Here is a 20,544-nt window from a genome sequence, read left to right as displayed (position 1 = left end):
GAAAATCAAAGAGCAAACTAGGAAGCTAGCCGCAGGTTGCTCAAAGCACTGCTTTGAGGTTGTAGATAGAACTGACGAAGTTAGCTCAAAGTACTGTTTTGAGGTTGTGAATAGAACTGACGAAGTCAGTAATCATACATACGGCGAGGCGAAGCTGACATGGTTTGAAGAGATTTTCGAAGAGTATAACTTGCAAAAAAGACTTAGCAAACCAGCTAAGCCTTTTTCTTCTTATCTCGAACGTTGTTTTCCAGCGTTGCGATTTTTGTGTTTTTTCTTGCTTGTGATAGCAGTTGGTTGTTCAGGGGTAACGTCTTTTCGTCCATTTGGTGTTGAGAAAGCACTTGCTTTTGGTGGGTTCTTGGCTAGTTCTTCACGGACTTTTTTGCGAAGTTTTGGACGAACGATATAGTTGACGATAAACTGTTGGAGAATCATCATGAAACCACCGACAACCCAGTAAAGTGTGACACTAGCTGGTGAGAAGAGGGAGAAGACGACGATCATGAGTGGGCTCATGTAAATCATTTTCTTGATTTGTTCTCTTTGCATTTCATCTTCTACTCCGTGAAGTGAAAGGAGTGATTGAAGATAGTAAAGGACACCAGCACAGGCAACCAAAATCATACTTGGAGAACCTAGAGGAATGCCTAGGTAGCTTGCTTGAGCAACCCCTTCAGTATGTTGGGCAGCAAAGTAGATAGCAGAGAAGAAAGGCATTTGAAGGAGGATAGGGAAACATCCTACACCACCAAACATGCTGATGCCATGCTCTTTTTGAGCAGCAAAGAGAGCTTGTTGGGCTTCGAGTTTTTCTTCTTGAGTAGTTGCTTCTTTGAGACGAGTTTGGTGTGGCTCAAGGACGTGCTTGAGGGCATTCATCTTTTCAGAGTGAAGCGTTGCCTTCCATGATTGGTAGATACCAAGTGGCAAGATAATCAAGCGCACGATAATGGTTACGATGATGATAGCGACACCAAAGCCTAGACCTTGATCAGTAGCGAAGTACTTGATAGCTTCAGCCATAGGCGCTCCGATCGTATTCCAAATAAATCCTGTCGGCTGACCTGTGGTTTTATCGACATTGACACAGCCAGTTAAGACTAGCAACATAGCCACTCCCATAGCTGAGAGTGCAAAACGTTTAATAGATTTCACTGTTTTTATTCCTTCTTTAAAAATTATACCTTTCTATTCTACTGTTTTTTTACAAAATATACAATAGTTCTGGAGACCTAATTTGCGATTTTAAAGTCAGGGTAGGGAGGAAAGTTGCTCAGTTTGACATCTAAGTAGCTTACTTTTGAAAAAGGTGTCGGTCCTTTTCGGATTTCTTGGATAAATTTTGCCATGATAGCAGATGAGTCTGCTTGGGCTAAGATTTCCACTGTTCCGTCGTCGTTATTCCATACTCGGCCTGTGATGCCACCAATTTCAAGTGCCAAGCTGTAAACACCCCAACGAAAGCCGACTCCTTGCACCCTACCTTGGGCAATCATTCTAACCTTTTGCATACCAAACCCCTTTGATTGTGTTATAATATTTCTATGACTATTATAAGCTCAAAAGCCAATTCGGTGGTAAAAAATGCCAAGAAATTACACCAAAAAAAATACCGCAAGTCTGCTTATTTGATTGAAGGCTGGCACTTGTTTGAAGAAGCTGTCCAAGCTGGAGTGACGATTGAGAAAATCTTTGCCCTAGAAAATTACCGAGATCAGTTAGATGATTTTCCGCAAACTGTCTGGGTGTCAGAGGATATTTTGCTAGATTTGGCGGATTCTCAGACCCCACAGGGAATTGTTGCGGTGGTTCAAAAAGAAGAAGTAGGACAAGCTGATTTGAGTCAGGGCAAGTTCTTGTTTTTGGAAGATGTGCAAGATCCTGGTAATGTAGGAACTATCATTCGAACTGCGGATGCAGCAGGTTTTACTGGAGTGATTGTTTCAGAAAAGTCGGCAGACATCTACAGTCTCAAAACCCTACGTTCCATGCAAGGTAGTCATTTCCATCTGCCCATTTACCGGATGACTAGTCAAGCGCTTCTTGACGAAACTAAAAAGGTAGCTATCCCAGTGCTAGCAACAACCCTATCTAAAGATTCTGTTGATTACAGAGAACTGCCTCCTATAGAAAATTTTGTACTAGTCATGGGAAATGAGGGCCAAGGAATTAGTCCCCTTATGGCTGAAAGTGCAGACCAGTTGGTCCATATTAGCATGAAGGGGCAGGCGGAGAGTTTGAATGTTGCCATTGCAGCTGGTATTTTGATTTTCCATTTAAGCTAATTTTAACTTTTTTTGTTATAATCAAGGAAAGATGTTCATAGAAAAGGAGAAAAGATGAATCACACTATTATACATGACCGTGTAGGTCTCAATCAATTTTACGCTAAGGTATATGCCTTTGTTGGTCTGGGAATCGGACTATCTGCTTTGGTATCAGGCCTTATGTTGACGGTCTTTCAGTCTCAGTTGGTTTACTTTTTGATGCAGGGGCGTCTCTGGTTGACCATTGCAACCTTTGCAGAATTGGCCTTGGTTTTCGTTGCCAGTAGCATGGCTTCAAGAAATAGTCCAGCTGCTCTTCCAGTATTTTTGCTATACTCTGTTTTAAACGGTTTTACCCTTAGTTTTGTGGTAGCCTTCTATACTCCGGGTACAGTTTTATCTGCCTTTGTATCGAGCTCCCTTCTCTTCTTTGTCATGGCTGCAGTTGGTATCTTCACCAAGAAAGATTTGAGCGGTCTTGGTCGAGCTATGATGGCGGCTCTGATCGGTTTGATTATTGCTATGATAGTCAATATTTTCTTGTCTAGTGGTTTCTTTGATTATATGATTAGCGTAGCCATGGTTTTGGTTTTTTCAGGGTTGATTGCTTGGGATAACCAAAAGATTCGCCTCGCCTATGAACAATCACAAGGTCGTGTAGCGACAGGCTGGGTGGTGTCAATGGCTCTCAGCATCTATCTTGATTTTATCAATCTTTTCCTAAGTATTCTACGTATCTTTGGTCGCAATGACTAAAAGGTCTATGAAATCAGTGTTTTGAGTGACACTGATTTTTTTAAAATTTTCTCTTTTCTTTTCTTGGAAATAGGTGTATAATATGTTTATTAAATTTTTGAGGAGTTGTCTATGAAGAAAAGTTTTATCCATCAACAAGAAGAAATTTCCTTTGTCAAAAACACTTTTACCCAGTATTTGAAAGATAAGCTAGAAGTTGTCGAAGTTCAAGGTCCTATCTTGAGTAAGGTCGGTGACGGAATGCAGGACAACCTGTCTGGTGTGGAAAATCCAGTATCGGTCAAGGTTCTCCAAATCCCTGATGCTACTTATGAAGTGGTGCACTCACTTGCTAAATGGAAACGCCACACCTTGGCTCGTTTTGGCTTTGGTGAAGGAGAGGGTCTCTTTGTCCACATGAAAGCCCTTCGTCCAGATGAGGATTCCTTGGATGCAACCCACTCTGTTTATGTTGACCAGTGGGACTGGGAGAAGGTTATCCCAAATGGTAAGCGTAACATCGTTTATCTAAAAGAAACAGTTGAGAAGATTTATAAGGCTATTCGCCTGACTGAGCTAGCTGTTGAAGCTCGCTATGACATCGAGTCTATCTTGCCAAAACAAATCACCTTTATCCATACAGAAGAATTGGTAGAACGCTACCCAGACTTGACACCTAAAGAACGTGAAAATGCGATTTGTAAAGAATTTGGAGCCGTCTTTTTGATTGGTATCGGTGGCGAGTTGCCAGATGGTAAACCGCACGATGGACGTGCACCAGACTATGATGACTGGACAAGCGAGTCTGAGAATGGCTACAAGGGTCTAAATGGTGATATTCTTGTCTGGAATGAGTCTTTAGGTGGAGCCTTTGAGTTGTCTTCTATGGGAATTCGTGTAGATGAAGAAACTCTTAGACGTCAGGTGGAAATTACAGGTGATGAAGACCGCTTGGAATTGGAATGGCACAAGTCTTTGTTGAATGGCCTATTCCCATTGACAATCGGTGGAGGAATTGGACAATCTCGTATGGCCATGTTCCTACTTCGCAAGAGACACATCGGAGAAGTGCAAACAAGTGTTTGGCCTCAAGAAGTCCGCGATACTTACGAAAATATTTTGTAGAGAATCGAACCGCAAGGTTCGGTTTTCTTTCTCTTTTTGTCTATAATTTGGTATAATAAACAGTATGAAAATCGTATCAGGAATCTATGGGGGACGTCCCCTCAAGACACTAGAAGGCAAGACAACAAGACCTACTTCGGATAAGGTTAGGGGAGCCATTTTTAACATGATTGGTCCCTACTTTGAAGGGGGACGAGTCTTGGACCTTTATGCAGGTAGTGGTGGTTTATCTATCGAAGCAGTATCGCGTGGCATGTCCAGTGCTGTTTTGGTGGAGCGAGACCGTAAGGCTCAGACCATCGTGGCTGAAAATATCCAGATGACCAAGGAAGTTGGAAAATTTCAACTCCTCAAGATGGATGCAGAGAGGGCATTGGAACAGGTATCTGGGGAATTTGACCTCGTTTTCTTAGACCCTCCCTATGCCAAGGAACAAATCGTAGCAGATATTGAAAAAATGGCTGAGAGAGAGCTTTTTTCTGAAGATGTTATGGTTGTGTGCGAGACGGATAAGGCCGTTGAACTTCCAGAAGAGATTGCCTGTCTGGGTATCTGGAAGGAAAAGATTTATGGAATTAGTAAGGTGACAGTCTATGTCAGATAAGATTGGCTTATTCACAGGCTCATTTGATCCGATGACAAATGGGCATCTGGATATGATTGAACGGGCGAGCAGACTCTTTGATAAGCTCTATGTCGGTATTTTTTTTAATCCCCACAAACAAGGATTTCTTCCTATCGAAAATCGTAAACGGGGGTTAGAAAAGGCTGTGAAACATTTGGGAAATGTTAAAGTCGTGTCTTCTCATGATGAATTGGTGGTCGATGTCGCAAAAAGACTGGGGGCTACTTGCCTAGTGCGAGGCTTGAGAAATGCGTCGGATTTGCAATACGAAGCCAGTTTTGATTACTACAACCATCAGCTGTCTCCTGATATAGAGACTATTTATTTACATAGTCGACCTGAACATCTCTATATCAGTTCATCAGGCGTTAGAGAGCTTTTGAAGTTTGGTCAGGATATTGCCTGCTATGTTCCCGAGAGTATTTTGGAGGAAATAAGAAATGAAAAAAAAGATTAGATGGCCCTTATACGTCATTGCGGCCTTGATTGTGACTTTCTTGGCATTTGTAGTGCCCTTGCCTTATTATATAGAGGTTCCAGGTGGTTCGGAAGATATTCGCCAAGTCCTTAAAGTAAATGACACAGAAGATAAGGAAGCTGGTGCCTATCAATTCGTTACGGTTGGTGTTCAACATGCCACTTTAGCTCATATGATTTATGCTTGGTTGACACCTTTTACAGATATTCGTAGTGCTCAGGAGACTACAGGTGGTTCTTCCGATGTTGAATTTATGCGAATCAATCAATTCTACATGCAAACATCGCAAAATATGGCCAAGTATCAAGGACTAAAAACAGCTGGTAAGGATATCGAACTCAAGTACTTTGGCGTTTATGTTTTGAATGTGACGGATAATTCAACCTTTAAAGGGATTCTCAATATCTCTGATACGGTCACAGCAGTCAATGATCAGACCTTTGATAGTTCCAAAGACTTGATTGATTACGTCAGTTCTCAAAAATTAGGGGACTCCGTCAAGGTCACCTATGAAGAGGATGGGCAAACCAAGTCTGCAGAAGGAAAGATTATCACCTTGGAAAATGGAAAAAATGGGATTGGAATCGGCTTGATTGATCGTACAGAGGTAATCAGCAATGTCCCAATTAGCTTTTCAACAGCTGGTATTGGCGGCCCAAGTGCTGGTCTCATGTTTAGTCTAGCTATCTATACTCAAATAGCTCACCCAGATCTTCGTAATGGTCGTATTGTTGCTGGTACAGGTACCATTGACCGCGATGGGAATGTGGGGGATATTGGAGGCATTGATAAAAAAGTTGTAGCTTCGGCTAGGGCAGGTGCCGCTATTTTCTTTGCCCCTGATAATCCTGTTAGCGAAGAAGAACAAAAAGCACACCCGGATGCAAAAAACAACTACCAAACAGCCCTAGAAGCATCCAAAACAATCAAGACAGATATGAAAATCGTGCCCGTTAAAACCCTACAAGATGCAATTGATTACTTGAAAAACAATCCCTAGTTTTTAAGTGAAGTTTCCAAACTAGCGCACAAACAGAGAAGATGGTATAATAGTCAAATGGTTCAATTATTATTCACTCTAAGCAGTCACATGCTCTTTATTTATGTGAGTTTTTACCTTTTAAAGGATCTTGTTAGATGGGAAAAGGTTTTAAAAGTGACAGCTGAGAATACAAGAAAAGTTCGTTTATTAGTAGGTTTTTTCAGCATTGTAATGGGCTATATCTTGAGTTCTTTCTTTATCAGCCTGTATCATTTGTGGCAAGAAGCGCTTAGAGGATTATTATAAAATCAAGAGTAAAGGAAACGAGTATGGACAAAATTGTTGTTCAAGGTGGCGATAATCGTCTGGTAGGAAGTGTAACCATCGAAGGAGCAAAGAATGCAGTCTTGCCCTTGTTGGCAGCGACTATTCTAGCAAGTGAAGGAAAGACAGTCTTACAGAATGTACCGATCTTGTCGGATGTCTTTATTATGAATCAGGTGGTTGGTGGTTTGAATGCCAAGGTTGACTTTGATGAGGAAGCCCATCTTGTTGAGGTGGATGCTACTGGCGACATCACTGAGGAAGCCCCTTACAAGTATGTCAGCAAGATGCGCGCCTCCATCGTTGTATTAGGGCCAATCCTTGCCCGTGTGGGTCATGCCAAGGTATCCATGCCAGGTGGTTGTACCATTGGTAGCCGTCCTATTGATCTTCATTTGAAAGGTCTGGAAGCTATGGGGGTTAAGATTAGTCAGACAGCTGGTTACATCGAAGCCAAGGCAGAACGCTTGCATGGCGCTCATATCTATATGGACTTTCCAAGTGTTGGTGCAACGCAGAACTTGATGATGGCAGCGACCCTAGCTGATGGGATGACAGTGATTGAAAATGCTGCGCGTGAGCCTGAGATTGTTGACCTAGCCATTCTCCTTAATGAAATGGGAGCTAAGGTTAAGGGTGCTGGTACAGAGACCATTACCATTACCGGTGTTGAGAAACTTCATGGTACGACTCACAATGTAGTCCAAGACCGTATCGAAGCAGGAACCTTTATGGTAGCTGCTGCCATGACTGGTGGTGATGTCTTGATTAAAGATGCTGTCTGGGAGCACAACCGTCCCTTGATTGCCAAATTGCTTGAAATGGGAGTGGAAGTGACGGAGGAGACGGAAGGAATTCGCGTTCGCTCTCAACTAGAAAATCTAAAAGCTGTTCATGTGAAAACCTTGCCCCACCCAGGATTTCCAACAGATATGCAGGCTCAATTTACAGCCTTGATGACAGTCGCAAAAGGGGAATCAACTATGGTGGAGACAGTTTTCGAAAATCGTTTCCAACATCTAGAAGAAATGCGTCGCATGGGCTTGCATTCTGAGATTATCCGTGATACAGCTCGTATTGTTGGTGGTCAACCTTTGCAGGGAGCGGAAGTTCTTTCTACTGACCTTCGTGCCAGTGCAGCCTTGATTTTGACAGGTTTGGTAGCACAGGGAGAAACTGTGGTCGGTAAATTGGTTCACTTGGATAGAGGTTACTACGGTTTCCATGAGAAGTTGGCGCAGCTAGGTGCTAAGATTCAGCGGATTGAGGCAAGTGATGAAGATGAATAAGAAATCAAGCTACGTAGTCAAGCGTTTACTTTTAGTCATCATAGTACTGATTTTAGGTACTCTGGCTCTAGGAATCGGTTTAATGGTAGGTTATGGAATCTTGGGCAAGGGTCAAGATCCATGGGCTATCCTGTCTCCAGCAAAATGGCAGGAATTGATTCATAAATTTACAGGAAATTAGGCTGGAGAACCAGCCTTTTTCTAAAGATAAGGAGAAATATGAACAAAAAAACAAGACAGACACTAATCGGACTGCTAGTGTTATTGCTTTTGTCTACAGGGAGCTATTATATCAAGCAGATGCAGTCGGCACCTAATAGTCCTAAAACCAAGCTTAGTCAGAAAAAACAAGCGTCTGAAGCTCCTAGTCAAGCATTGGCAGAGAGTGTCTTAACAGACGCAGTCAAAAACCAAGTAAAAGGGAGTCTGGAGTGGAACGGATCAGGTGCTTTTATCGTCAATGGTAATAAAACAAACCTAAATGCCAAGGTTTCAAGTAAGCCCTACGCTGATAATAAAACAAAGACGGTGGGCAAGGAGACCGTACCAACCGTGGCTAATGCCCTCTTGTCTAAGGCTACTCGTCAGTACAAGAATCGTGAAGAAACTGGGAATGGTTCGACTTCATGGACTCCTCCAGGCTGGCATCAGGTCAAGAATCTAAAGGGCTCTTATACCCATGCAGTCGATAGAGGTCATCTGTTAGGCTATGCCTTAATCGGTGGTTTGGATGGTTTTGATGCCTCGACAAGCAATCCTAAAAACATTGCTGTTCAGACAGCCTGGGCAAATCAGGCGCAGGCCGAGGATTCGACTGGTCAAAACTACTATGAAAGTAAGGTGCGTAAAGCCTTGGACCAAAACAAGCGTGTCCGTTACCGTGTAACCCTTTACTACGCTTCAAACGAGGATTTAGTTCCTTCAGCTTCACAGATTGAAGCCAAGTCTTCAGATGGAGAATTGGAATTTAATGTTCTAGTTCCCAATGTTCAAAAGGGGCTTCAACTGGATTACCGAACTGGAGAAGTAACTGTAACTCATACTCAATGAAAATCAAAAAGCAAACTAGGAAGCTAGCCGCAGGTTGCTCAAAGCACAGCTTTGAGGTTGCAGATAAAGCTGACGTGGTTTGAAGAGATTTTCGAAGAGTATCAGTAAAAGATAAGATAAACTCCTATATCACTTATGGATGTAGGAGTTCTTTTTTCTAGTTTAAGTAGGGCTAGAGTAGGTACTAAGAAAAAAATAATATGTATTGGATTAAATTTTGTGATATAATGAAGGATAAGATACTATTTTAGGAGAAGAACTATGGAAGACCCAAGTAGTCAGAATTTGTTGCTACAATTTGTTTTATTGTTTATCTTGACGGTATTAAATGCCTTTTTCTCAGCCACAGAAATGGCCATGGTTTCTCTTAATCGTGCGCGGGTTGAACAAAAGGCGGAAGAAGGAGACAGACGCTACATCCGCCTGCTGAAGGTACTAGAAAATCCTAACCACTTTTTATCAACCATTCAGGTAGGAATTACCCTGATTACAATCTTATCAGGGGCGAGTTTAGCTGATACTCTAGGACGTGTGATTGCCTCTTGGCTTGGGAATGGCGAAACAGCACAAGCCGTGGCAACTTTTCTATCCTTGGCATTTTTGACCTATATTTCCATCGTTTTTGGGGAATTATATCCTAAGAGAATCGCTCTTAATCTAAAGGATGCCTTGGCAATTCGTACAGCGCCGGTTATCATTGGGATCGGAAAACTAGTCAGTCCTTTTGTTTGGCTTTTAGCTGCTTCGACCAATTTCTTGAGCCATTTGACGCCTATGTCATTCGATGATGCGGATGAAAAGATGACCCGTGATGAAATTGCCTATATGCTGACAAATAGTGAAGAAACATTGGATGCTGATGAGATTGAGATGCTACAAGGTGTCTTTTCGCTCGATGAACTGATGGCACGAGAGGTTATGGTTCCTCGGACGGATGCCTTTATGGTGGATATTCAGGATGATAGTCAAAGCATTATCCAAAGTATTTTAAAACAAAACTTTTCCCGTATACCAGTTTACGATGGGGATAAGGACAATGTGATTGGAATCATTCACACCAAGAGTCTCCTTAAGGCTGGTTTTGTGGACGGTTTTGACAATATTGTTTGGAAGAAAATCTTACAAGATCCACTTTTTGTACCTGAAACTATTTTTGTGGATGACTTGCTAAAAGAATTGCGCAATACCCAAAGACAAATGGCAATCTTGCTGGATGAATACGGTGGTATGGCTGGTTTGGTGACCTTGGAAGACCTCTTAGAGGAAATTGTTGGTGAAATTGATGATGAAACGGACAAAGCAGCAATAGATGTTCATCAGATTGGCGAGGATACCTACATTGTTCAAGGAACAATGACCCTCAATGATTTCAATAATTACTTTGATGTTGAACTGGAAAGTGATGACGTTGATACCATTGCTGGTTACTATTTGACAGGAGTGGGGACCATTCCGACGACTGAGAAACTTAGCTATGAATTGGTCAGCCAAAACAAACAACTTATCTTAACCAATGATAAAGTGAAAAATGGACGTGTTACCAAGGTAAAAGTCCAAATTACCGAAGTTGAAATAGAAGAAGAAACAGAGTAAACTAGAGGCTTTTGTCACCAGGTGTGACGAAGCTTTTTTCAGTTGATTTCATGAGGGAATTATGTCATGGAAAGAACTTTGCCCCAAAAGTTTTTCAAAATTATCCGTATTTATCAGAAGAAAAATAAAAAAGCCCTTCAAATTGGGCTTTCTGTTCATTTGAAACCTGATAAATCAAGTTATAGAAGGCGGTAGACGGATTTGAACCGACGATCAAGCTTTTGCAGAGCCGTGCCTTACCACTTGGCTATACCGCCTTAACGTTTCTTATTATACCTTGAAAATGATTTTCAGTCAATAGCTTTTTCAGTTTTTTGTACCATAGTGTGATTCGAATGTAATGCTAAGTTTTCTATGGGAAAAAGATTACCAAAAATCTACTGAATCCCCTTGAAAAATCTAGCTAATTAGGGTATAATATAAATAATCATTTGTCGTAGGTTTTGTCTGAAATATTGTCCAGACAAGGCTCACAGCAGTTAAATCTTCTGAAAAAGTCAGATTTAGCTGCTCTTTTTGTGCTTTTTTTCAGGATTTTGAGTACTTGTAATAAAGACTTAAAAATTCTGAAAATTCATCAAAGGGACACGGTGATAGGGGTTTTACAACCATATGACGATTAGAAAGCCTGATTGACAAGGCTTGGAACTTATTTACAAAGGAGAATCATCTTGGCAGGACATGACGTTCAATACGGGAAACATCGTACCCGTCGTAGTTTTTCAAGAATCAAAGAAGTTCTTGACTTACCAAATTTGATTGAAATTCAAACTGACTCATTCAAAGATTTCCTAGACCACGGTCTTAAGGAAGTGTTTGAAGATGTATTGCCAATTTCAAACTTCACAGACACAATGGAGTTGGAATTTGTTGGATATGAAATCAAGGAACCCAAATATACGCTAGAAGAAGCTCGTATTCACGATGCTAGCTACTCAGCACCAATTTTTGTAACCTTCCGCTTGATCAATAAAGAAACAGGCGAAATCAAGACCCAAGAAGTTTTCTTTGGTGATTTCCCGATCATGACAGAAATGGGTACTTTCATTATCAATGGTGGTGAACGTATCATTGTATCTCAGTTGGTTCGCTCGCCAGGTGTTTACTTTAATGACAAAGTAGATAAGAACGGTAAAGTGGGCTATGGTTCAACTGTTATCCCTAACCGTGGAGCTTGGTTGGAACTTGAAAGCGACTCAAAAGACATTACCTACACTCGTATCGACCGTACTCGTAAGATTCCATTTACAACCTTGGTTCGTGCGCTTGGTTTCTCAGGTGATGATGAAATCTTTGATATCTTTGGTGATAGCGAATTGGTTCGCAACACTGTTGAAAAAGATATCCACAAGAATCCAATGGACTCTCGTACAGACGAAGCCTTGAAAGAAATCTACGAACGCCTTCGTCCAGGTGAGCCTAAGACAGCTGAAAGCTCACGTAGCTTGCTTGTGGCTCGTTTCTTTGACCCACGTCGCTATGACTTAGCAGCAGTTGGTCGTTACAAGATCAATAAAAAACTCAATGTTAAAACACGCTTGCTTAACCAAACTATTGCTGAGCCATTGGTAGACCCTGAAACAGGAGAAATCTTGGTAGAAGCTGGAACTGTTATGACTCGTAGTGTGATTGAAAGCATTGAAAGCCATTTGGATGGTGACTTGAACAAGATTGTTTATATTCCAAATGATGCAGCCGTTGTGACTGAGCCAGTTGTTCTTCAAAAATTCAAGGTTGTTGCTCCAACTGATCCAGACCGTGTTGTAACCATCATCGGTAATGCTAATCCAGATGACAAGGTTCGTATCGTTACTCCTGCAGATATCCTTGCTGAAATGAGCTACTTCCTCAACTTGGCGGAAGGGCTTGGACGTGTAGATGATATCGACCACCTTGGAAACCGTCGTATCCGTGCGGTTGGTGAATTGCTTGCTAACCAAGTACGTCTTGGACTTTCTCGTATGGAACGTAATGTCCGTGAACGTATGTCTGTTCAGGACAACGAAGTCTTGACACCACAACAAATCATCAATATCCGTCCTGTAACAGCTGCGGTGAAAGAATTCTTTGGTTCATCACAGTTGTCACAGTTCATGGACCAACACAACCCGCTTTCTGAGTTGTCTCACAAACGCCGTTTGTCAGCCTTAGGACCTGGTGGTTTGACACGTGACCGTGCTGGATATGAAGTACGTGACGTGCACTACACTCACTATGGCCGTATGTGTCCAATCGAGACACCTGAAGGACCTAACATCGGTTTGATCAATAACTTGTCATCTTACGGACACTTGAATAAGTATGGCTTTGTTCAAACACCATACCGTAAAGTTGACCGTGAAACAGGTGTTGTTACGAACGAAATCGTTTGGTTGACAGCCGATGAAGAAGATGAATTTACTGTAGCACAGGCTAATTCTCGTCTGAATGAAGATGGAACATTTGCTGAGAAGATTGTCATGGGACGTCACCAAGGGGTTAACCAAGAGTATCCAGCTAATATTGTTGACTACATGGATGTTTCACCAAAACAGGTAGTTGCCGTTGCGACAGCATGTATTCCTTTCTTGGAAAACGATGACTCCAACCGTGCCCTCATGGGAGCCAACATGCAACGTCAGGCTGTGCCATTGATCAATCCTCAAGCACCTTACGTTGGTACTGGTATGGAATACCAAGCAGCCCACGATTCTGGAGCGGCTGTGATTGCTCAGTATGATGGTAAAGTTACTTACGCAGATGCTGACAAGGTAGAAGTTCGTCGTGAAGATGGTTCATTGGACGTTTACCACATCCAAAAATTCCGTCGTTCAAACTCAGGTACTGCCTACAACCAACGTACGCTTGTTAAAGTTGGCGATGTCGTTGAAAAAGGCGATTTCATTGCTGACGGACCTTCTATGGAAAATGGAGAAATGGCGCTTGGACAAAACCCAATCGTTGCCTACATGACTTGGGAAGGTTACAACTTCGAGGATGCCGTTATCATGAGCGAACGCTTGGTGAAAGACGATGTTTATACATCTGTCCACCTTGAAGAATACGAATCAGAAACGCGCGATACAAAGCTTGGGCCTGAAGAAATCACTCGTGAAATTCCAAACGTTGGTGAAGATGCCCTCAAAGACCTTGACGAAATGGGGATTATCCGTATCGGTGCTGAGGTTAAAGAAGGTGATATCCTTGTAGGTAAAGTAACACCTAAGGGTGAGAAAGACCTTTCAGCTGAAGAACGTCTCTTGCACGCTATCTTCGGAGACAAGTCACGTGAAGTTCGTGATACTTCTCTTCGTGTACCACACGGTGCCGATGGTGTCGTTCGTGATGTTAAGATCTTTACACGTGCAAATGGAGATGAGCTGCAATCAGGTGTCAACATGCTGGTTCGCGTCTACATTGCTCAAAAACGTAAGATCAAGGTCGGAGATAAGATGGCCGGACGTCACGGAAATAAAGGGGTTGTCTCTCGTATCGTTCCTGTAGAAGACATGCCTTACCTTCCAGATGGAACTCCAGTCGATATCATGTTGAACCCACTTGGGGTGCCATCACGTATGAATATCGGTCAGGTTATGGAGCTCCACCTTGGTATGGCTGCTCGTACTCTTGGTATTCACATCGCAACACCAGTCTTTGACGGAGCAAGTTCTGAAGACCTTTGGTCAACTGTTAAAGAAGCTGGTATGGATAGCGATGCCAAAACAATCCTTTACGATGGACGTACTGGTGAACCGTTTGATAACCGTGTGTCAGTTGGTGTCATGTACATGATCAAACTCCACCACATGGTTGATGATAAATTGCACGCACGTTCAGTCGGACCATACTCAACCGTTACCCAACAACCACTCGGAGGTAAAGCTCAGTTTGGTGGACAACGTTTCGGTGAGATGGAGGTTTGGGCTCTTGAAGCCTACGGTGCGTCAAATGTCCTTCAAGAAATCTTGACTTACAAGTCTGACGATATCAATGGACGTCTGAAAGCTTATGAAGCTATTACAAAAGGAAAACCAATTCCAAAACCAGGTGTTCCAGAATCCTTCCGAGTTCTTGTCAAAGAATTGCAATCTCTTGGTCTTGACATGCGTGTCCTAGACGAAGATGACCAAGAAGTGGAACTTCGCGACTTGGATGAAGGAATGGACGAAGATGTCATCCACGTAGATGACCTTGAAAAAGCCCGCGAAAAAGCAGCACAAGAGGCTAAAGCAGCCTTTGAAGCTGAAGAAGCTGAGAAAGCAACAAAAGCGGAAGCAACAGAAGAAGCTGCTGAACAAGAATAAGCAGTTCACTTAGAATAGAAAGGGAAGAAATAGTGGTTGATGTAAATCGTTTTAAAAGTATGCAAATCACCCTAGCTTCTCCAAGCAAAGTCCGTTCATGGTCTTATGGAGAAGTTAAAAAACCTGAAACAATCAATTACCGTACCTTGAAACCAGAACGTGAAGGACTCTTTGATGAAGTTATCTTTGGTCCTACAAAAGACTGGGAATGTGCTTGTGGTAAGTACAAACGCATTCGTTACAGAGGGATTGTTTGTGACCGCTGTGGGGTTGAAGTAACGCGTACAAAAGTTCGTCGTGAGCGTATGGGACATATCGAATTGAAAGCTCCTGTATCTCACATCTGGTACTTCAAGGGGATTCCAAGCCGTATGGGCTTGACCCTTGATATGAGCCCTCGTGCCCTTGAGGAAGTGATCTACTTTGCGGCTTATGTGGTGATTGACCCTAAGGATACACCACTTGAGCACAAGTCTATCATGACAGAGCGCGAATACCGTGAGCGTTTGCGTGAGTATGGTTATGGATCATTCGTTGCCAAGATGGGTGCCGAAGCCATCCAAGACCTCTTGAAACAAGTAGATCTTGAAAAAGAAATTGCTGAACTCAAAGAAGAGTTGAAAACAGCAACTGGACAAAAACGTGTCAAAGCCATCCGTCGTTTGGATGTTTTGGATGCCTTTTACAAGTCTGGAAACAAACCTGAATGGATGATTCTCAACATCCTTCCAGTTATTCCACCAGATCTTCGTCCAATGTTGCAGTTGGATGGTGGCCGTTTTGCCTCATCTGACTTGAACGACCTTTACCGCCGTGTTATCAACCGTAACAACCGTTTGGCTCGTTTGCTTGAGTTGAATGCGCCTGGTATCATCGTTCAAAATGAGAAGCGTATGCTTCAAGAAGCAGTTGACGCTTTGATTGACAATGGTCGTCGTGGTCGTCCAATCACAGGACCAGGTAGCCGTCCTCTTAAATCATTGAGTCACATGCTTAAAGGTAAACAAGGACGCTTCCGTCAAAACTTGCTCGGTAAACGTGTTGACTTCTCAGGACGTTCCGTTATCGCCGTTGGTCCAACTCTTAAGATGTACCAATGTGGTGTGCCACGTGAAATGGCGATTGAGCTCTTTAAACCATTCGTCATGCGTGAAATAGTCGCTCGTGATATCGTGCAGAACGTCAAAGCTGCTAAACGCTTGGTGGAACGCGGAGATGAGCGTATCTGGGATATCCTTGAAGAAGTGATCAAAGAACACCCAGTGCTTTTGAACCGCGCACCGACCCTTCACCGTTTGGGTATCCAAGCCTTCGAGCCAGTCTTGATTGATGGTAAGGCCCTTCGCTTGCACCCACTTGTCTGTGAAGCCTACAATGCCGACTTTGACGGGGACCAAATGGCCATCCACGTACCGCTTTCAGAAGAAGCCCAAGCAGAAGCTCGTATCCTTATGCTAGCTGCTGAGCACATCTTGAACCCGAAAGATGGTAAACCAGTTGTTACTCCATCTCAGGACATGGTTTTGGGTAACTACTACTTGACCATGGAAGAAGCTGGTCGCGAAGGTGAAGGAATGGTCTTCAAAGACCGTGACGAAGCGGTTATGGCTTACCGCAATGGTTATGTTCACCTCCACTCACGTGTTGGTATCGCAACAGACAGCCTCAACAAGCCTTGGACAGAAGAGCAAAGACATAAGGTCTTGCTTACAACAGTTGGTAAAATTCTCTTCAACGATATCATGCCAGAGGGGCTACCATACTTGCAAGAACCAAACAATGCCAACTTGACAGAAGGTGTTCCAGCTAAATACTTCTTGCCACTTGGTGGAGATATCAAGGAAGCAATCAGCAATCTTGAGCTCAACCCTCCATTCAAGAAGAAAAACCTTGGAAATATCATCGCTGAAATCTTCAAACGTTTCCGTACGACAGAAACTTCTGCCCTACTTGACCGCATGAAGAACCTCGGTTACCACCACTCAACTCTTGCAGGATTGACAGTGGGTATTGCCGATATCCCAGTCGTTGATGACAAGGCTGAAATCATTGAAGAATCACACAAACGTGTCGAACAAATCACCAAACAATTCCGTCGTGGTATGATCACAGACGACGAGCGTTACAATGCTGTTACAGCTGAATGGCGTGCTGCCCGTGAAAAACTTGAGAAACGCTTGATTGCTAATCAAGATCCTAAGAACCCAATCGTTATGATGATGGACTCTGGAGCCCGTGGTAACATCTCAAACTTCTCACAGCTTGCCGGTATGCGTGGTCTGATGGCTGCTCCGAATGGACGTATCATGGAATTGCCAATCCTTTCAAACTTCCGCGAAGGTTTGTCGGTATTGGAAATGTTCTTCTCAACTCACGGTGCTCGTAAAGGTATGACCGATACGGCCCTTAAGACAGCTGACTCAGGTTACTTGACTCGTCGTTTGGTCGACGTTGCCCAAGACGTTATCATCCGTGAGGACGACTGTGGAACTGACCGTGGTCTCTTGATCTGTTCTATCGCAGAAGGAAAAGAGATGATCGAGTCTCTCGAAGAGCGTCTCAACGGTCGTTACACTAAGAAAACTGTTAAACATCCAGAAACTGGTGCAGTTATTATCGGTCCAAATGAGTTGATTACAGAAGACAAGGCGCGTGAAATTGTCAATGCTGGTGTGGAAGAAGTGACTATCCGCTCTGTATTTACATGTAACACTCGTCACGGTGTCTGCCGTCACTGTTATGGTATCAACTTGGCGACTGGTGATGCGGTTGAAGTTGGTGAAGCAGTTGGAACAATCGCTGCCCAATCTATCGGGGAACCTGGTACACAGCTTACAATGCGTACCTTCCACACGGGTGGGGTTGCCTCAAATACCGATATCACTCAGGGTCTTCCTCGTGTCCAAGAAATCTTTGAAGCCCGCAATCCTAAAGGGGAAGCGGTTATCACAGAGGTTAAAGGACAAGTTACCGCTATCGAAGAAGATGCATCAACTCGTACCAAGAAAGTCTTTGTTAAAGGTGAAACTGGCGAAGGTGAGTACGTTGTTCCATTTACAGCTCGTATGCGTGTTGAAGTTGGGAACCAAGTAGCGCGTGGTGCTGCTCTGACAGAAGGTTCTATCCAACCAAAACGTCTCCTTGCAGTTCGTGATGTCTTGTCAGTTGAAACTTACCTTCTCGGTGAAGTACAAAAAGTTTACCGTAGCCAAGGGGTAGAAATCGGTGACAAACACATCGAGGTAATGGTTCGTCAAATGATTCGTAAAGTCCGTGTCATGGATCCAGGTGACACAGATCTTCTCATGGGTACCCTCATGGATATCAATGACTTTACAGATGCCAACAAAGATGTCCTGATCGCAGGTGGAGTTCCAGCGACAGGTCGACCAGTCCTTATGGGAATTACCAAAGCCTCACTTGAAACCAACAGTTTCTTGTCAGCGGCTTCCTTCCAGGAGACAACTCGTGTCCTTACAGATGCGGCTATCCGTGGTAAGAAAGACCATCTCCTTGGACTTAAAGAAAATGTTATCATCGGTAAGATCATCCCAGCTGGTACTGGTATGGCCCGTTACCGTAACCTTGAACCACATGCTATCAACGAAGAAGAATACCTTAATCCTCCAGTAGAGGAAGAAGGAAACGAAGAAACAACAGAAGTAGTTGTGGATACTGCCGTTGAAACTGTGGAAGAAACAGTAGAATAAAAGAGAATGAGAGAGCCCTCGGGTTCTCTCATTCTCTTTTCTGAAAACTTTCTCCATTTTTCCATGAAATATGGTAAAATAAAAGAAAGAAGCTGACAAAGGAGACGGGTATGGAACAAACATTTTTTATCATTAAACCAGACGGTGTAAAAAGAGGACTAGTGGGTGAAGTGTTGAAACGTATCGAACAACGTGGATTTACAATTGAAAAATTGGAGTTGCGTACACAGCTTTCAGAAGAGTTAATTGACCAGCACTATCAGGACTTGGTTGGTCAAAGTTTTTACCCACCGATTCGTGAATTTATGACTTCAGGACCGGTTCTTGTAGGTATCATTTCTGATCCCAAAGTAATCGAAACTTGGCGGACCATGATGGGTGCAACTCGTCCAGAAGAAGCTTTACCAGGCACTATTCGAGGTGACTTTGCAAAAGCTGCTGGAGAAAATGAGGTTATCCAAAATGTTGTACATGGTTCAGATTCAGAAGAGTCAGCTAAGCGAGAAATTGCTCTTTGGTTTTAAGAGTGGATTGGCTCAATCAATTGGTTAAAAGCTCATTTGAATAGAAAGTATAGTCAATTAGTTTAAGACATAACGCATGATATCAAACTTTTTAGTTTTTGATATGGTGCGTTTTTTGATTAAGTGACTATTAGTTCGTCTCGCTCCGTTAGGTGCGAGACAAAAAAACACCCGCTATGCGGGTGCGCGTCGAAGGTTATACCAAAAAAACTCCAAACGCGATACAATAAAGGTGTTCAAGCCAATTGTAAAGCGAAAGGAGAAAAATATGGCACAAAAGGTTCTTTTGTCCTGTTCTTGTTTCAATTGACTATATTTCTATACTTTTTCTTCCTTTCTCTGTGAAAATCGCAAGTTTTTCCCACCTTTTCTCAATACTGAAACAATATCTTTCCAGAACTTCAATAATTTCTTTTTGTGTTAAATCATTATTTAACTAAATCTTTGGAGGCAATACGTTTTCAAAGCGACTTTTTTACCATAGGTTTTGAGCCTTCAACACAGATTACTAAGCCAAAAATGCTCTAAATTTTTGAAATTCTAACAAATTCCACTCAACTTTATCATCATCTTTGACTTTCACAATATCTTCCTCAAAATAACATGGAATAAAGATAGTTTTCTTTTGAAACGGTTGTAGGAGGAAAATCTCTCCTACACTATTATTGATTCTGAGAGGAAATTGCAAAATATCATCTACCAAATTTTCAATTATTAAGATTTTTTGCAGTTTATCTGAATTAGAATCGCAAGGCTTCTCAATAATATAATTGTCGAATTTTTTCATTCTAACTTCCTCTCTACTATTTCTTCCTTAAGAAAAAGTTACCTCAATATTAATAAAGTACAATTCTAAATTAACTCCAATTCTTGATTCATGATAATATTTCAGTAACTCATCGTGCAATTAAAAACAAGGATTTTTATTTCAGACGATCCATCGTGAACACTTCATCAGCCATCTCCCAAATTGCCGGATTATGTGTTGCGATAATGATTAGCCTATTATCATCTCGAAGAGATAGCAAAATCTCCATAATCAACTGAGAAGTTGCTGGGTCTATTGAAGCTGTTGGCTCATCTGCCAGAATAAAGGGTGGATTCTTTAAGATAACTTTTGCCAAGGCAACCCGTTGCGATTCTCCGCCCGATAACTCAAAGATGCGCTTATCTAGGTTAAGATAAGCCAGGCCGACCTGTTCTAAAGCCTGCTTCTGCCTCAACCGCTGTTCCGACCGACTCAACTTTTGACCAATGAGACCTAGCTTAAGGTTTTCTTCAATACTTTGGTTTTCAATTAAGCCAAAGTTCTGGAAGAGGTAGCCCAATTCGTGACGGAAAAAATCACTCGATTTATAATTGGCCAAGTCTTTACCTCGGTAAAAAATCGTCCCATCATAAGGTTCTAATTTCCCAATCATGTTCATCAAGGTTGTTTTTCCGCTACCACTTGAACCAATTAAGGCATAGACTTTTCCAGCCTCAAATGTCATTGAAAGATTCGAAAATAACTTTCGTTCTCCAAAAGATTTACTCACCTGTTTAAGTTCAATCAT

18 protein-coding genes and 1 tRNA gene are annotated in these 20,544 nt (G+C 42.4%); 14 read left to right on the top strand and 5 right to left on the bottom strand.

The annotated features are described in order from the left end of the window. Nucleotides 1-231: 231 nt before the first annotated feature. Together yidC and HT693_RS03015 are read right to left on the bottom strand one after the other, a co-directional pair. Nucleotides 232-1,158, bottom strand: coding sequence for a membrane protein insertase YidC (gene yidC / locus HT693_RS03020; RefSeq protein WP_138705180.1), 927 nt, complete (start codon nt 1,156-1,158; stop codon nt 232-234). Between the two features lie 77 nt (nt 1,159-1,235). Next, nucleotides 1,236-1,514 carry an acylphosphatase gene (locus tag HT693_RS03015; RefSeq protein WP_001174612.1) on the bottom strand — a complete coding sequence of 93 codons (279 nt, stop codon included), beginning with the start codon at nt 1,512-1,514 and terminating at the stop codon, nt 1,236-1,238. Between the two features lie 33 nt (nt 1,515-1,547). Here HT693_RS03015 and HT693_RS03010 point away from each other — a divergent pair, with 33 nt between their 5' ends. From HT693_RS03010 to HT693_RS02960, 11 genes are all read left to right on the top strand, one after another. Further along, nucleotides 1,548-2,288, top strand: coding sequence for an RNA methyltransferase (locus tag HT693_RS03010; protein WP_138705181.1), 741 nt, complete (start codon nt 1,548-1,550; stop codon nt 2,286-2,288). A gap of 54 nt (nt 2,289-2,342) precedes the next feature. Further along, a complete protein-coding gene (locus HT693_RS03005) occupies nt 2,343-3,026 on the top strand; it encodes a Bax inhibitor-1/YccA family protein (protein ID WP_001016920.1) in 684 nt (227 codons plus the stop codon). A 111-nt stretch (nt 3,027-3,137) separates the two neighbouring features. Continuing rightward, a complete protein-coding gene (gene asnA / locus HT693_RS03000; RefSeq protein ID WP_000747993.1) occupies nt 3,138-4,130 on the top strand; it encodes an aspartate--ammonia ligase in 993 nt (330 codons plus the stop codon). A gap of 64 nt (nt 4,131-4,194) precedes the next feature. Continuing rightward, nucleotides 4,195-4,734 (top strand): 16S rRNA (guanine(966)-N(2))-methyltransferase RsmD, encoded by a 540-nt coding sequence (gene rsmD / locus HT693_RS02995; protein WP_000706960.1) that lies wholly within the window; start codon nt 4,195-4,197, stop codon nt 4,732-4,734. Then, on the top strand, nt 4,724-5,212 hold the full coding sequence (gene coaD / locus HT693_RS02990) for a pantetheine-phosphate adenylyltransferase (protein WP_001280764.1): 489 nt from the start codon (nt 4,724-4,726) through the stop codon (nt 5,210-5,212). Before rsmD ends, coaD begins: the two co-directional genes overlap by 11 nt. Beyond that, nucleotides 5,196-6,233 carry a SepM family pheromone-processing serine protease gene (locus HT693_RS02985; protein WP_007284885.1) on the top strand — a complete coding sequence of 346 codons (1,038 nt, stop codon included), beginning with the start codon at nt 5,196-5,198 and terminating at the stop codon, nt 6,231-6,233. Before coaD ends, HT693_RS02985 begins: the two co-directional genes overlap by 17 nt. A gap of 57 nt (nt 6,234-6,290) precedes the next feature. Further along, on the top strand, nt 6,291-6,521 hold the full coding sequence (locus tag HT693_RS02980) for a DUF1146 family protein (RefSeq protein WP_023933289.1): 231 nt from the start codon (nt 6,291-6,293) through the stop codon (nt 6,519-6,521). Between the two features lie 23 nt (nt 6,522-6,544). Beyond that, nucleotides 6,545-7,828, top strand: coding sequence for a UDP-N-acetylglucosamine 1-carboxyvinyltransferase (gene murA, locus HT693_RS02975; protein WP_000358021.1), 1,284 nt, complete (start codon nt 6,545-6,547; stop codon nt 7,826-7,828). After that, nucleotides 7,821-8,009 (top strand): DNA-directed RNA polymerase subunit beta, encoded by a 189-nt coding sequence (locus tag HT693_RS02970; RefSeq protein WP_001036519.1) that lies wholly within the window; start codon nt 7,821-7,823, stop codon nt 8,007-8,009. The genes murA and HT693_RS02970 overlap by 8 nt, the downstream gene beginning before the upstream one ends. A 38-nt stretch (nt 8,010-8,047) precedes the next feature. Beyond that, a complete protein-coding gene (gene endA, locus HT693_RS02965) occupies nt 8,048-8,878 on the top strand; it encodes a DNA-entry nuclease EndA (protein ID WP_001036782.1) in 831 nt (276 codons plus the stop codon). 261 nt (nt 8,879-9,139) lie between these two features. Further along, on the top strand, nt 9,140-10,471 hold the full coding sequence (locus HT693_RS02960; RefSeq protein ID WP_138702136.1) for a hemolysin family protein: 1,332 nt from the start codon (nt 9,140-9,142) through the stop codon (nt 10,469-10,471). 186 nt (nt 10,472-10,657) lie between these two features. Here HT693_RS02960 and HT693_RS02955 read toward each other — a convergent pair. Then, a tRNA-Cys gene (locus HT693_RS02955) sits at nt 10,658-10,728 on the bottom strand. 414 nt (nt 10,729-11,142) lie between these two features. Between HT693_RS02955 and rpoB the strand changes: the two genes are divergently transcribed. From rpoB to ndk, 3 genes are all read left to right on the top strand, one after another. After that, entirely contained in the window at nt 11,143-14,754 is a 3,612-nt protein-coding gene (gene rpoB / locus HT693_RS02950; RefSeq protein ID WP_172924800.1) for a DNA-directed RNA polymerase subunit beta, read from the top strand. A gap of 32 nt (nt 14,755-14,786) precedes the next feature. Next, nucleotides 14,787-18,464 (top strand): DNA-directed RNA polymerase subunit beta', encoded by a 3,678-nt coding sequence (gene rpoC, locus HT693_RS02945; RefSeq protein WP_172924798.1) that lies wholly within the window; start codon nt 14,787-14,789, stop codon nt 18,462-18,464. A 110-nt stretch (nt 18,465-18,574) separates the two neighbouring features. After that, a complete protein-coding gene (gene ndk, locus HT693_RS02940) occupies nt 18,575-18,988 on the top strand; it encodes a nucleoside-diphosphate kinase (protein WP_172924796.1) in 414 nt (137 codons plus the stop codon). 508 nt (nt 18,989-19,496) lie between these two features. On the opposite strand, the gene HT693_RS12350 is transcribed toward ndk, so the two are convergent. Together HT693_RS12350 and HT693_RS02930 are read right to left on the bottom strand one after the other, a co-directional pair. Then, nucleotides 19,497-19,775 carry a hypothetical protein gene (locus tag HT693_RS12350; RefSeq protein WP_000712962.1) on the bottom strand — a complete coding sequence of 93 codons (279 nt, stop codon included), beginning with the start codon at nt 19,773-19,775 and terminating at the stop codon, nt 19,497-19,499. 136 nt (nt 19,776-19,911) lie between these two features. Next, the gene (locus tag HT693_RS02930; protein WP_172924794.1) at nt 19,912-20,544 is read right to left on the bottom strand and encodes an ABC transporter ATP-binding protein; all 633 of its coding nucleotides are present in this window, start codon (nt 20,542-20,544) and stop codon (nt 19,912-19,914) included.

Origin of the sequence: Streptococcus sp. 2154, assembly GCF_013277255.1 — a bacterium.
In the GTDB taxonomy this organism is placed as follows: domain Bacteria; phylum Bacillota; class Bacilli; order Lactobacillales; family Streptococcaceae; genus Streptococcus; species Streptococcus pseudopneumoniae.
This window is presented reverse-complemented; position numbering and strand designations above follow the sequence as displayed.